Raw genomic sequence first — 12,980 nt, 5'->3', positions numbered from 1 at the left:
TATCCTCCCAGATCCTGCCTTTTGCGGCAGGTAGATCGCTTTTCGCGATTCAATATGGTGCCGAGCATGGCACGCTTATCCTCTGGGTCAACTTTTTCCTGATGATTTCCCAATCCTTACGAATTGTAACAAGGCGCAGTCACCCTTTGACAGCCCCGACCTGCGGTGCAAACTGGGCCCATGCAGGACGACAGCAACCACGCGACATCCATGACAATGGCAGGGCTCAATCTGATTGGTCAGGCCCTTTCGATCTATGACAGCGACCTGCGTCTGGTGGTCTGCAACACGCCATTCCAAACCATATTTGATCTGCCCAAGGCTCTTGTCACACCCGGTGCAACCTTTCGCGATACTGTCACCCATCTGGCCAGCCGCGGGGAATACGGTGAAGTTACCGACATTGCCGCCTTTGTCGAAGAAAGAACCCGACAGGCCCGCGCCTTCCAACCCCACTATATGGAACGCACCCGCGCCAATGGCCGCACCATCAGCGTCGAAGGCTCGCCGCTACCCGATGGGGGCTGGGTTACCGTCTATACCGATATTTCAGCCGCCAAAGCGCAAGAGGCACTTTTGCGTGCACATTCAGATGCCCTAAGCGATCAGGTGCTGTCACATACCGAACAACTGGCCCAGACCAACCGCGAACTGGCCGCCATGATCACAGCCCTGGAAGAGACCAAACGCCAACTCACCGCGTCCGAGGCCCGCGCGCGGCTCACCACCGAAATGTTGCCCGCCCATATCGCCCATGTGGATGCTACAGGCTGCTATACCTACTCCAACCAACGCCTCGCCGAAGTGATCCCCCTGCGCCCTGCTCATATTCTGGGACGCCCCATCCAGGAGGTCCTCGGTGCCAGCATTTTCAGCAAACTCAAAGGTGCGCTGGCGCAGGCCTTTGCCGGCACAGCAGCGGTGCAAGAGTTCACTGACGAAGCAAGCGCGCGGCGCATCCGCACCGCATTCACCCCTGATCAGGCCGGCGGTGTCTATATCCTGTCGATGGATGTCACCGAAGAAACACAAACCCGCGCCGCCCTGCATCAAAGCAGTCGCCGCGCACTGGCGGCGCAGATCACCTCGGGTCTGGCCCATGATTTCTCGAACCTGCTGACAATCATTCTGGGCCTGCAATCCCGTCTGGACCGGTTGCCTGCCCTGCCATCGGGCGCCGCACCCCTGATCGACGGCACCCTCGCTGCGGCAAGGCGGGGCGGCACCTTGCTCGCTTCGATCGCACAAATCACAGGCCCACGCAGCCTACGACCCAGCGCAACAGACATCCCCGCCCTGATGCAAGATCTGGTCACACTTGCGCAACCGACACTGCCCGACAACATGCAAATCCAGTTGGAGCTGTCCGAAGTCGGCCCTGCCCTGCTGGACCCCGGAATGCTGCAAGACGCACTGCTGAACCTCGTACTCAACGCCCGCGACGCCATGGGTACACAAGGCAAGATCAAACTGGCTGCGCGCCGCGTCCACGACATCTGGATCGAATTCACCGTTCAAGATAACGGCGGAGGGTTTTCAGACCTCGCATTGGAAAAGGGCCTTGATCCATTCTTTACCACCAAGGGCGGCGAAGGGTCGGGGCTTGGGCTTCCAATGGTCTATGACATGACCAAACTTGCAGGGGGCGATTTGCAGCTGGCCAACACAGCGGACGGTGCCTGTGTGACCCTGCGCCTGCCCTACCGCGCGGCCCTACGCAGCACCACAGGCCTTGCCCTGCTCGTCGAAGACCGTGATGATCTGCGCGCATTGCTGCGTGATATGCTGATCGAACAGGGCCACTCCGTCATCGAGGCAACCAGCGCGGATGAGGCAACGGCCCTGCTGGCTGATCTACCCGACATCGCCTTGATACTTTCTGATATCCAGCTCGAAGGCGACAGCACCGGCATTGATCTGGCAAAGCGGCTGGGCGGCCAAAGCCCGCCGCTGATCCTGATGACATCGCTCCCGCCTGATACCGCCCTGTTTGCACAGGCCCAAAAACACGCGCCCGTGCTGCGCAAACCCTTCACCGCGCAGGAGCTTGCCGCGCTGATCACCCCGACACAGGAGCGCGCCACATGACAAAACCCTTTGTCACGATCCTTGATGACGAGCCCGAAATCCGCACCCTGCTGTCGGATGTCCTGCAAGAGGCGGGGTTTGAAACCATGAGCTTTGGCCGCGCCAGCGCATTTGAAGCAGCCCTCAAACAACGCACGCCGGATGTTTGCCTTGTGGATCTCTCTCTACCCGACACCGACGGGCTGACGCTGGTGCACCGCCTTGCGCTGGAACAGGGGGCCGTGGTCATCATTATCTCGGGCCGCGCTCAAGTTCAGGACCGCGTGACAGGGCTAGAGCTCGGAGCCGACGATTACATCAGCAAGCCTTTTGACCCCGCAGAGGTAGTCGCACGCATCCGTGCACGCCTGCGCGGAGCACGCCCCGCCACCCGTGCCAGCAACACCGCCCGCTTCTCCGGCTGGATCGCGCATTTCGAAAGCTACACATTAGAAGACGAAGACGGCACGCAAACCCCTTTCAGCCATGCCGAGGGCGAAGTCCTGCGCCTGTTTCTCGACGCCCCCAAACGCCTGATCAGCCGTGCCCAAATGCAAAGCAGCCTTGGCGGGGCCGCCTCCGAAAGCTTTGATCGCGCAATGGACGTGCGTATCTCGCGCCTGCGCACCAAGCTGCGCGAAGACCCCAAAAACCCACAGCTCATCAAAACAATCTACGGCGCAGGCTATATCTTTCTGGGCGAGGTCAGCTGGATCTAGCACCCAGCGTGGCGACCGCATCTGCCAAAACCTGCACGCCCATCACCAGATCAGCCTCGGCCGTGTCTTCTTCAAAGGCGTGGCTGATCCCGTCAATTGATGGCACAAACAACATCGCCACCGACATCAGACGTGACACATTCGTTGCGTCATGCAGCGCCCCCGAGGGCATCAGACGCCACGCGCCCGGCACATGCTTTTGTGCGCTCTGCTCCAATGCCCCGCGCAAACCTGCATCCATCGCGACCGGCTCAAGCCCCAACATCTCCCCAAATGACAACGCCATCCCCCGTGCCTGTGCAGTCTCTTGCGCAACACTCCGAATGATCTGCTCCATCCGGTTCAACCGGTCGCTATCCCCGTCACGCCACTGCATCGAAAACACCGCCCGCCCCGGAACAATAGACGACGCATTTGGATGCAAGGACAGATGCCCGATCGTCCAGACCGTCGAAGGCGTCACCACATTCGCAAACCGTTCCTCCAGCGCATGATTAAAAGCACTGACCGCCTGAAACGCATCACGGCGCAAAGACATCGGCGTCGTGCCTGCATGGTTCTGCTGCCCCTCGAAGGTAATCTTCATATCCCGTATGCCCACGATATCCGAGACAACGCCGATCCGCTCACCCGAAGTATCAAGCACCGGCCCCTGCTCGATATGCATCTCGATAAATCCGGTAAACCGCGCGGGATCAATTTGCCCCGTTACCGGCACAACCTTGCGGGCATCTCCCAGCGCGACACCACTGTGGTCACGCAATTTATCCGCCGCCTCTTGGCTCAAATGCCCCGACCACACGGCACTGCCGGTTGTCACACCAAACCGGCCCTCTTCATCCTGAAACGATACAACCGAAACCGCGGGCCCACCCCCATCCCTAGCCGCCCGTGCCACTTCAAGCCCCGCAATTACGCCCAGCGCCCCATCCAGCCACCCACCCTCGGGTTGACTGTCACTATGCGACCCAACAAGCACGGAAGGCCCCTCCGCCAAGCCAAACAGATTGCCCATGGCGTCAACCTCAACCCGAAGCCCGGCATCGCGCATCTGCTGCGCGATCCATGCGCGCGCCGCCATATCGGCCTCGCTATAGGCGGGGCGCACAACTCCCTTGCCAACACCGGCCGCACCGAACTCCCGAAGTGCGTGCAAATCCGCTAATAACCGCGCCCCGTTTACCCGCATAAAACTTCCCTATTTTCTCTAGCCACAAATACTCTGGGGAGTTTGAGGGGCTAGCCCCTCAATGACAACACAGGCCACAAGGACCCCGCACCTATTGCGCCGCAACGGCGACACCCACAGCTTCCACTCTGACAGCCGAAAATTTGAATTCAGGGATTTTGCCATAGGGGTCCACCGCCGGATTGGTCAGGATATTCGCCGCAGCCTCTACATAGGCAAAGGGCAAGAACACCATATCCGGCGAGACAGCACGGTCCATACGGGCCATGATCACGATGCTGCCGCGCTTTGTGGTCAGGCGCACATGATCCCCCGCCTCGATGCCCAGCTTGCGCAGGGTCGAAGGATGCAAGGAACAATTCGCCTCGGGCTCCAACCCATCCAGCACCGTGGCGCGGCGGGTCATGGATCCGGTGTGCCAATGCTCCAACTGGCGCCCCGTGGTGAGGATCATTGGATAGGCTTCATCCGGCGTATCATCGGGCGCAATAATGCTCGCGGGGGTAAACCGCGCACGACCATCGGCACGCGGGAAGCCATCGGCAAACATAATCGCCTGCCCGGGATCTTCCGGGCTTAGCGACGGATAAGTCACCGCGTTTTGCGTCTCAAGGCGATCCCATGTGATATTGTCGAGCGTCTGCATATTGAGCTTCATCTCGGCAAATACTTCCGCAGGAGAGCTATAGGTCCAATTCAGCCCCAACCGCTTTGCAAGCTCGACCTCGATCCACCAATCCTCACGTGCGTCACCGGGCGGGGTCACGGCCTGTCGCCCCATTTGCACCTGACGGTTGGTATTCGTCACCGTACCCGTCTTTTCGGCAAACGCGCTGGCTGGCAGGATCACATCCGCGTAATTCGCAGTCTCGGTGATAAAGATATCTTGCACCACCAGACACTCAAGCTTGGCCAATGCCGCGCGGGCATGCTCTACATCGGGATCCGACATGGCAGGGTTTTCACCCAGCACATACATCCCCTTGATGTCTCCCGCATGAACAGCATCCAGAATTTCCGTGACAGTCAGCCCTTTTTCAGCACTGAAATCACCGCTCTCCCAGACATCCGTAAAGGCAGAGCGCACCCCGTCATCGGTGACCGTCTGATAGTCGGGCAGGAACATCGGGATCAGCCCTGCATCAGACGCCCCTTGTACGTTGTTTTGTCCCCGCAACGGGTGCAGGCCCGTGCCCGGGCGACCAATTTGCCCTGTCATCAGCGCCAGACTGATCAGACAGCGGGAATTATCCGTGCCATGGATGTGCTGGCTGACCCCCATACCCCAGAAAATCATCGCGGATTTGGCACCGGCAAAAGTGCGGGCCACATCGCGCAGGGTCTCGGCATCGATGCCGCAAATCTCGGCCATCTTCTCGGGCGTGAAATCTTTCAGATGCGCCTTTTCGGCCTCCCAGTTCTCGGTATAGGCCTCGATATATTGCTTGTCGTATAATTCTTCCTCGACGATCACATGCATGATTGCATTCAACATGCTCACGTCAGTGCCAGGACGGAATTGCAGCATATGGCTCGAGAACCGCTTGAGCGCCTGGCCCCGCGGGTCCATCACGATCAGCTTGCCGCCCCGTTTCGTAAACTGCTTGAAATAGGTCGCCGCAACAGGGTGGTTCTCGATCGGGTTACAGCCGATGGCAATGGCCACATCCGCATTTTCGATCTCGTTAAAGCTCACCGTCACCGCACCCGAGCCTACATTTTCGATCAAGGCGGAAACCGACGACGCATGGCACAGCCGCGTACAGTGATCGACGTTGTTGTGGCCAAACCCCTGCCGGATGATTTTTTGGAACAGATAGGCTTCTTCATTGGTGCATTTAGCCGATCCAAAGCCCGCCACCCCGGTGCCGCCAATGCCCTTGAGCCCCCCGGCCGCCGCATCCAGCGCCTCGTCCCATGTGACCTCGCGGAAGACCTCGAGATAATTGGACGGATCGACGTTCAACCCTTTGGCCGGTGCATCATCACGACGGATCAGCGGCTTGATCAGGCGGTGGTCATGGTGGATATAGTCAAACCCAAAGCGGCCTTTGACACAAAGCCGCCCCTCATTTGCAGGACCATTGATGCCCTCGACATATTTGATTTTATCATCCTTGATCTTGAGCGATATCTGGCACCCCACGCCGCAGAAAGGACAGATGCTTTCGACTTCTTTGTCGAAATCCATACTGTCGCCCACCTGATTGTCATCCACCACCGTTGACGGCATCAAGGCACCGGTCGGACAGGCCTGCACACATTCGCCACAGGCGACACAGCTTGATGCCCCCATCGGATCGGCCATATCAAACGTGGGGTAGCTGTCGTGGCCACGTCCCGACATGCCGATCACATCGTTGACCTGTACCTCACGACAAGCCCGCACACACAGACCGCATTGAATGCAGGCGTCCAGATTGACACTCATCGCCACATGGCTGTCATCAAGCAGCGGAATACGGCCTTCTTCCAGCTTGGGAAAGCGGCTAGAGTCGAGCTCGTTCTGCTCAGCCATGTCCCACAGGTGGCTGGATTTATCGTGTGACACCTCCTGCGCAGGCATATCCGCCAACAGCAGTTCGACCACCATCTTACGCGCATTCTCGGCGCGGGCGCTGTTGGTCGTGACGACCATGCCTTCTTCAGGTTCGCGGATACACGATGCTGCCAGCGTCCTCTCGCCCTCGATCTCGACCATACAGGCGCGACAGTTGCCATCAGGGCGATACCCCGGTGCCGGTTTGTGGCACAGATGCGGAATCTTCAGCCCCCGACCGTTTGCCACTTCCCAGATCGTCATACCCGCGCCAGCCTCAACCGTTTCACCGTCGAGCGTGAATGTGACTTTCTGTGTCATGGCGACCTCCTAGCTGCGTGCTTGTAAAACTCTATCCGCGCCGGGGCGTTCCCAAAAGGTCGTTCCCGACCCCCCTGCCCACATTTCCGCCATGCCAAAGCGCGCAAGTTTCCGATAGGCCCCTTTCGCACGGCACAGCGCTCACGTATCACCAACCCAACAGCAGGAGCGCACATGTCCACCATTACCCTTATCCGTCACGGGCAGGCCAATTCAACCGCACAGGACGAAGCCAGCTATGACCGGCTCAGCGATCTGGGCCATGAGCAGGCAAATTGGCTTGGCGCGCATCTACGTGCGCAGGCCGCGACCCATACGCGGCTCTATACGGGCACACTGCGCCGCCATATCGAGACCGCCGATGGCATGACAACAGGGTTGGACCCTATCCGCGACGACGGGTTGAACGAGCTGGAATATTTCACGTTGGCCCAGCTGATGAAAGACCAGCACGCCATCCCCTTTCCGACCGAACAATCCGAGTTTGCCCATCACCTGCCCGCCGTTTTCCAGCATTGGAAAGACGGCAAACTGGAAGGCGCCCCCGAGACTTATTTCGACTTTCAGGCCCGTATCCGCGATGCACTGGCCGATATCGCCCAAGGGCATGGCCCCGCATTGGTGGTGACCTCTGGCGGGGTGATCGCCAATCTGATCGGCCAGCAGATGGAGCTTAGCCTCACGGCCACCGCCCGCACGGCCATTGCGATTTTCCACACATCCTTGCACCAGTTCCACCCCATCGGCGGGCACCTGTCGCCGGTGCTGTTCAACGCAACGCCGCATCTGGATACCCCCGCGCGTCAATTATCGCGCACAAATATCTAAGGAGCCCCCCATGCAGCTTTTCTACGCCGACCGCACCATTGCCATCGCAGCCGTTATCGCCCTGAATGAAGCCAAGCTGGCGCATGATCTAACCCGCGTCGATTTTGGCAGCGCCGAGCAAACAAAGCCCGGTTATCTGGCCGTGAACCCAAAAGGCCGCGTGCCTGCACTGGTGATCGACAATGGTGCCGTCCTGACCGAAGTCGGCGCAATCCTTGAATATATCGCGGCTCTCGCGCCCAAGGCGGATCTGGTCCCCGACGACCCTGCCCTCGCCGCGCACATGCGCAGCGTGATGTATTACCTCGCCTCGACCATGCATGTGGCTCATGCACATAAAATGCGCGGTAACCGTTGGGCCGACGCGCCAAGCAGCCATGCAGATATGACAGCCAAAGTGCCCCAAACCATGCGCAGCTGCGCGGCCTACGTCGAGGCGGAATGCCTGCGCGGCACTTATGTTTGCGGAGAGATGTTCAGCCTTGCAGATGCCTATCTGTACCTCGTCTGCACGTGGCTTGATGGCGACGGTGTCGCTGTATCCGACTTCCCGAAGATCGCGGCGTTTATGGACCGCATGGCCCTGCGCGACAGCGTGAAATCCGCGGCCGCACAGGGCATGGTTTAGGCGGCTTTAGCTGAACAGCCGGTAGTAAAGCCAATCGGGCAAGAACTGGCTGCTGCGAAACAGCAATGAAAAGGGAAACGGAAAGCTCTTTTTGAATTTGTCCGTGTTCATATGCTCGAACACTTCACGCGCGGCATTCTCCGGCTCCATGAGGAATGGCATTTTGAAATTGTTTTTGTCCGTAAGCTGGGTCTTGATAAAGCCCGGATTGACCACCTGCACCTGCACACCCGTCTTGCGTAAATCCGCATACATGCATTCCGCCAATGACATTGTCCCCGCCTTAGAGGCCGTATAACCGATCGACCCCGGCAAGCCGCGAAACCCTGTCAGGCTTGAGGTAATGACAATATGTCCTGCGTCACGTGCCACAAAGCCGGGCACAACTTCGCCCATCACCCGCATGAGACCCGTCAAGTTCACATCAACCATGGCAACGGCTTGCTCGGCGTTCCAGTCTTTTGCACCGAACGGCCAATACGCACCGGCAAGATACACAACCCCGTCAATCTCACCCACAGATTTGGCCGCCGCCGCCACGCTTTGGGCGTCTGTAACATCAAGCGGAACAACACGAGCCTTGGCAGGAAGGCTCGCGGCGAGTGCTTCCAGCTTGTCTTCCGACCGCGCGGACACAATGACCTCGGCCCCTGCCCGGCTCAGCTTATGCGCCAATGCAGCGCCTAAACCGTCGCTTGCACCTACCAACCAATATTTTTTGCCTTGCCACTGCGTCATGTCGTTTCCTTTTTACGAATGGTTGCAACCAACTCTGCTACCCTGAAACCAAACTTGCGAAATTGGCTTCGGTTCACGATGGTTCCGTTTTTTGTCAAATACATACAATCGAACGCGCGCAGCGTGTAGCCGCCAGCGTCTTCGGGCAGCGTAATCAGATAGTTGAACAACACCGCCGGCCCCGCCATCTCGCCGCGTCCCTTGCCGGGGACGTCATCGGCCGTGGCTTCAAACCGGCCACCGCCCTCCAGCTCTATCCGCCACGATCGCACCTGCGTCGAGCCGTCATGATAGTGGAATTCCTCGTTCATTGTGCAGATATCCCCTTCCCAACGGATATCAAAATCCGCCTCAAAGGTACTGGTCACGCGGCCCAACGGGCCAAAAATCACACCATCACATTGCATCTGGCCATCCAGATGCTCGCGTATATTGAACTGTGGATAATCTTCGGTATAGTCATCCGCCGACTGGCTGGAAAAATCCGCAAACCGCCGTCGTAGCACAACAAAACTTGTGACGATCCCTGCACCCAGCAGGAAGAAAAAGACTGCGTCACTCATTGAGTACCTCGATCAAGTTTGGTTCGCCACAATAGGAAAATCGCGGCCAGTTTTAGAACACATGGCACACCGGCGTAAAGCAATCGCAACAGATCAACTGCCGCCTCCGGCGACTGCCCCTGTGCCGTGCCTGAATATCCGGCATGCTGCAGCATGGGGAGTAGTATGGCCGCAGACAAGGCCAAGGTGAATTTCGAAACAAAAGACCACAGGCCAAACCCTTCTGCGGCCGAGGGCGAAATCTGTGCCATCCGCGTGGCAAATAGCGCTGGCAACAACGTGAGATCAGCCCCCATAGCCGCCCCAGAAGCGATACAAACCAGAGCGAACCACCATTGATCCCCCTGCCCTAAAAACAATGCGCCGCCAAAGGCAAAGATCGCCAATATCATGGCGGACAACAAGACCTGTTTGGGACCAAATCGTTCGGCCAAGCCCCCCCAGGCAGGGGCTGCTGCCGCCGCAGACAAAAAGAACAAAAGCAGCAGCGGCCCTTCAAATCCCGACGCGCCTAGCGCGCTTTCGACATAAAATAAAAACAAGGTCGAGCTGACCGCGACAGGCGCCGCGTTGAGCAAGGCAATAAACAGCAACCGCCGCGCCAGGCGGTCGCGCAGCACCGTGCCAAAACCGGTTCCTTCAGGCACATCAACCGACAGCCATTCGCCACGCATGGCCAGCGCTGCCGCCACTGCCAATATCGAAAAACCGACTGCAAACCCCGCAAAAGCCGCCCCCGTAAACAAACCTAATGCCACAGGTGCAACCGAGGCCACACAGACCCCTAACAGCCCGCCGGTCTCGCGCCAGCGCGCCAGCTGCAGATGTCCCTGCCCCTGCAAACGGTCGGCCTTGGCCACGCCTTGGGCATAAAAACAGATCGTCAGGAAACTATAGGCCGAGAAAACCAACGTCAGCATAAGCGCGAACCAGACCAACGGTGCCGCAAGCGGCGGCACCGCAAAAAGCCCCACCATCGCCAAGGCGATCACTGCACAGGCGATCCCAACAGCCTGCCCCCGCTGATCACGAAGCCGCTCTGACAAACGCCCCAACAGCGGGTCCTGCACCACATCCAGCAGCCTCAGACCAAACAACACAGCCCCCAGCGCGCTAAGCGATACGCCATATTCATCGACATAGAATTTTGGCGCATGAATATAGATCGGTAGCCCTGCGCAAGCGAGCAATGCCGCAAACAGCGCGTAAGACCACAACCGATCCCTCATCCCTTCGAGATCTCGTCTTGCGGTGCTTCAGTGTGACTGCGGAACGTGGCACCTTTGATCCACAGCTTGAGCGCCTGCCAATGGATCAATGCCAATACCCGCCGTGCCCCAAAGGGTCTGCGCAACATGCTGCGCAAGATACCGGCGTTGGTTAGCGGCTGCCGCCTTCCTGTCAGCGTCGCCAATATCCCTCCCGCATCACGGCCATAGTCGATCCAGATGCCGACACGCGTATCCGTAATATCAAAGCGGAAAGTATAGCCCCCCTCGATGGGCTGAAAGGGTGAGACATGCATGAGCTTAGTCGCGCCCAGCTGGTCACTCCGCGTGATCGGGCGCTGATCGGGGTGATGGCACAAATAGCTGTGGCGGTCACCGAAGGTATTATTCACCTCGGCAATCACAGCCCGCAACGCTCCGTCTGCACTGCGACACAGCCAAAAGCTCACCGGATTGAAGACATGGCCCAACACCCGCGGTTGGGTCAAAAGCTGAACCTGCGAGATGCCAGCAATCTCGTGGCGCGCCAGCACATCGCGCACCCAAGCGGCACCGCGGCCCTTTTTGGGCGCACCGCCATGATCCACATCATGCAACGAAGTCAGCCCGGACGCATTGCGCGCGAACAGTGCCGGCGTGTCCAATTCAGCTTCGGCATCCAACAGCATATAATCGACCGAGTAGCGAAAGCTGTTCTGAACCGCTCCCTTGCGGCCATGATAGGTCTCGCCGACGATATGATCGACGCGTCCGGTCACTCTGCGGCCAAGGCCTTGATACCCGAAGCATTGATCCCGTTTACCACATCCACCGCCGTGGCCAGCCCGTCTTCGTGGAAGCCGTTGCGCATCCATGCACCGCAGAACCATGTGTGGTTCTGCCCGTTCATCGCGCGAATATCGTCCTGCGCTGCCAAGGCGGGCAAATCATAAACCGGATGCCGCAGCGTGACCTGATCATAAATCAGGTCTTCGCGGATTCGGCGTTTGGTATTGAGCGTGACAAAATGCGGATCATCCTGCGGAATATCCTGCAGGGAGTTCATCCAATAGGTCAGATCAATCCGGTCAGATCTGGCGCGCGCATCCTCGGTATAAACCCACGATGCCCATGTCGCGCGGCGCTTTGGCATAATGGAGGTATCTGCATGCAACACGATGTCGTTGGGCTGATACGCCACAGCGCCCAGCGCCGCTGCCTCTGCCGGTGTCGCATCCGACAACATGGCCAAAGTATCGTCAGAGTGAGTGGCCAAAACGATCTCGTCAAACCGCTCCCATTCGCCGCCTTGCGTCCGCAGCAATACACCCCCAACATCGCGGCGCACGCCGCTAATCGCCGCATTAAGACGGATATCCACACCATTCGCGCGCATGGCGGCCTCAAGCCGGTTCACATAAGAAATCGAACCACCCTGCACCGTGTACCACTGATGCTGGCCCGAATAGCCCAACAGCGCGTGGTTCTCGAAAAACTTGATCAGCGCATGGGCGGGGAAATCCATAATCTTGTCAGTCGGCGTCGACCAGATCGCCCCCGAAAAAGGCAGCAGATAATGGTCGCGGAAGTAATCGCCGGTCCCGAGCTTGGCCAGAAAATCACCCAAGCTGAGCGATTTATCTTCGGCCAGCCGCAAGGCATGTTTATTAAACTTTACGATATCGCGGATCATGCCCAGAAACGCCGGGTTCACCAGATTGCGCCGCTGCGCAAAAATCGCGTTCAGACTGGTCAGCGCATATTCCAACCGCCCGCCATCAAAAGACGCGCCAAAGCTCATATTAGAGGGGATAACCGGCACCTCCAGCTCTTTGAACAGGGCAGCCAGATGGGGGTAATTCGCATAATTGAAGACGATAAATCCGGTATCTACCGGCTGGTCCCCGTTCTTGCCCGCCATAACAGTGCGCGCATGACCACCAAGACGCGCACCGCCCTCAAACAACGTAACGTGGTTCGCGGCAGCAAGCTTATGCGCAGCCCCCATGCCTGAAATACCTGCCCCCACAACCGCAATACGGCGCGGTGTGCCGGGGACAGGAGCTACGGATGTAGGAGAAGTCATGAAGTGGTCGGTTCCTTGATAGGTCGATGGCGATGTCGGGCACCCTTCCCAGTCTACTTAGGTGGATGCCCCCGAGTTTCAAAAAACTTTTGCT

The 12,980-nt window shown here is 58.5% G+C and carries 11 protein-coding genes; 4 read left to right on the top strand and 7 right to left on the bottom strand.

Annotated features, from left to right (window positions below; all coding sequences use genetic code 11):
- Window positions 1–180 precede the first annotated feature (180 nt).
- Together ABJM03_RS17395 and ABJM03_RS17390 are read left to right on the top strand one after the other, a co-directional pair.
- Window positions 181–2,088, top strand: coding sequence for a PAS-domain containing protein (locus tag ABJM03_RS17395; RefSeq protein WP_348419113.1), 1,908 nt, complete (start codon window positions 181–183; stop codon window positions 2,086–2,088).
- Window positions 2,085–2,786 (top strand): response regulator transcription factor, encoded by a 702-nt coding sequence (locus ABJM03_RS17390; RefSeq protein ID WP_348419112.1) that lies wholly within the window; start codon window positions 2,085–2,087, stop codon window positions 2,784–2,786. The genes ABJM03_RS17395 and ABJM03_RS17390 overlap by 4 nt, the downstream gene beginning before the upstream one ends.
- Here ABJM03_RS17390 and ABJM03_RS17385 read toward each other — a convergent pair.
- A complete protein-coding gene (locus ABJM03_RS17385) occupies window positions 2,773–3,975 on the bottom strand; it encodes a hydantoinase/carbamoylase family amidase (protein ID WP_348419111.1) in 1,203 nt (400 codons plus the stop codon). The genes ABJM03_RS17390 and ABJM03_RS17385 overlap by 14 nt on opposite strands.
- Window positions 3,976–4,066: 91 nt before the next feature.
- On the bottom strand, window positions 4,067–6,835 hold the full coding sequence (fdhF, locus tag ABJM03_RS17380; protein WP_348419110.1) for a formate dehydrogenase subunit alpha: 2,769 nt from the start codon (window positions 6,833–6,835) through the stop codon (window positions 4,067–4,069).
- A gap of 174 nt (window positions 6,836–7,009) precedes the next feature.
- On the opposite strand from fdhF, the gene ABJM03_RS17375 reads away from it, so the two are divergent.
- Both ABJM03_RS17375 and ABJM03_RS17370 read left to right on the top strand, forming a co-directional pair.
- Complete coding sequence (locus tag ABJM03_RS17375) at window positions 7,010–7,663, top strand: histidine phosphatase family protein (protein ID WP_348419109.1); 654 nt, start codon at window positions 7,010–7,012, stop codon at window positions 7,661–7,663.
- Between the two features lie 10 nt (window positions 7,664–7,673).
- Window positions 7,674–8,291 carry a glutathione S-transferase family protein gene (locus ABJM03_RS17370; RefSeq protein ID WP_348419108.1) on the top strand — a complete coding sequence of 206 codons (618 nt, stop codon included), beginning with the start codon at window positions 7,674–7,676 and terminating at the stop codon, window positions 8,289–8,291.
- 6 nt (window positions 8,292–8,297) lie between these two features.
- Here the strand turns inward: ABJM03_RS17370 and ABJM03_RS17365 are convergent, their stop codons facing one another.
- Genes ABJM03_RS17365 through ABJM03_RS17345 form a run of 5 tightly spaced genes read right to left on the bottom strand, consistent with a single transcriptional unit; the run spans window position 8,298 to window position 12,886 of the window.
- Complete coding sequence (locus tag ABJM03_RS17365; protein ID WP_348419107.1) at window positions 8,298–9,029, bottom strand: SDR family NAD(P)-dependent oxidoreductase; 732 nt, start codon at window positions 9,027–9,029, stop codon at window positions 8,298–8,300.
- Window positions 9,026–9,592 (bottom strand): DUF3833 family protein, encoded by a 567-nt coding sequence (locus ABJM03_RS17360; protein ID WP_348419106.1) that lies wholly within the window; start codon window positions 9,590–9,592, stop codon window positions 9,026–9,028. The genes ABJM03_RS17365 and ABJM03_RS17360 overlap by 4 nt, the downstream gene beginning before the upstream one ends.
- Window positions 9,589–10,821: an MFS transporter gene (locus ABJM03_RS17355; RefSeq protein WP_348419105.1), complete on the bottom strand. Its 1,233-nt coding sequence runs from the start codon at window positions 10,819–10,821 to the stop codon at window positions 9,589–9,591. Before ABJM03_RS17355 ends, ABJM03_RS17360 begins: the two co-directional genes overlap by 4 nt.
- Window positions 10,818–11,579: a DUF1365 domain-containing protein gene (locus tag ABJM03_RS17350; RefSeq protein ID WP_348419104.1), complete on the bottom strand. Its 762-nt coding sequence runs from the start codon at window positions 11,577–11,579 to the stop codon at window positions 10,818–10,820. Before ABJM03_RS17350 ends, ABJM03_RS17355 begins: the two co-directional genes overlap by 4 nt.
- Window positions 11,576–12,886 carry an FAD-dependent oxidoreductase gene (locus ABJM03_RS17345; RefSeq protein WP_348419103.1) on the bottom strand — a complete coding sequence of 437 codons (1,311 nt, stop codon included), beginning with the start codon at window positions 12,884–12,886 and terminating at the stop codon, window positions 11,576–11,578. The genes ABJM03_RS17350 and ABJM03_RS17345 overlap by 4 nt, the downstream gene beginning before the upstream one ends.
- Window positions 12,887–12,980: the final 94 nt, after the last annotated feature.

The organism is Sulfitobacter sp. (genome assembly GCF_039977885.1).
In the GTDB taxonomy this organism is placed as follows: domain Bacteria; phylum Pseudomonadota; class Alphaproteobacteria; order Rhodobacterales; family Rhodobacteraceae; genus Sulfitobacter.
Note: the sequence above shows the minus strand (reverse complement) of the source record. Positions and strands in the feature narration are given on the sequence as shown.

Excerpts from the sequence above, each read along its gene's own strand:
- ABJM03_RS17385 (WP_348419111.1), bottom strand. The coding sequence starts at position 3,975 with ATGCGGGTAAACGGGGCGCGGTTATTAGCGGATTTGCACGCACTTCGG.
- ABJM03_RS17375 (WP_348419109.1), top strand. The coding sequence starts at position 7,010 with ATGTCCACCATTACCCTTATCCGTCACGGGCAGGCCAATTCAACCGCA.
- ABJM03_RS17395 (WP_348419113.1), top strand. The coding sequence starts at position 181 with ATGCAGGACGACAGCAACCACGCGACATCCATGACAATGGCAGGGCTC.
- fdhF (WP_348419110.1), bottom strand. The coding sequence starts at position 6,835 with ATGACACAGAAAGTCACATTCACGCTCGACGGTGAAACGGTTGAGGCT.
- ABJM03_RS17365 (WP_348419107.1), bottom strand. The coding sequence starts at position 9,029 with ATGACGCAGTGGCAAGGCAAAAAATATTGGTTGGTAGGTGCAAGCGAC.
- ABJM03_RS17360 (WP_348419106.1), bottom strand. The coding sequence starts at position 9,592 with ATGAGTGACGCAGTCTTTTTCTTCCTGCTGGGTGCAGGGATCGTCACA.
- ABJM03_RS17355 (WP_348419105.1), bottom strand. The coding sequence starts at position 10,821 with ATGAGGGATCGGTTGTGGTCTTACGCGCTGTTTGCGGCATTGCTCGCT.
- ABJM03_RS17390 (WP_348419112.1), top strand. The coding sequence starts at position 2,085 with ATGACAAAACCCTTTGTCACGATCCTTGATGACGAGCCCGAAATCCGC.
- ABJM03_RS17345 (WP_348419103.1), bottom strand. The coding sequence starts at position 12,886 with ATGACTTCTCCTACATCCGTAGCTCCTGTCCCCGGCACACCGCGCCGT.
- ABJM03_RS17370 (WP_348419108.1), top strand. The coding sequence starts at position 7,674 with ATGCAGCTTTTCTACGCCGACCGCACCATTGCCATCGCAGCCGTTATC.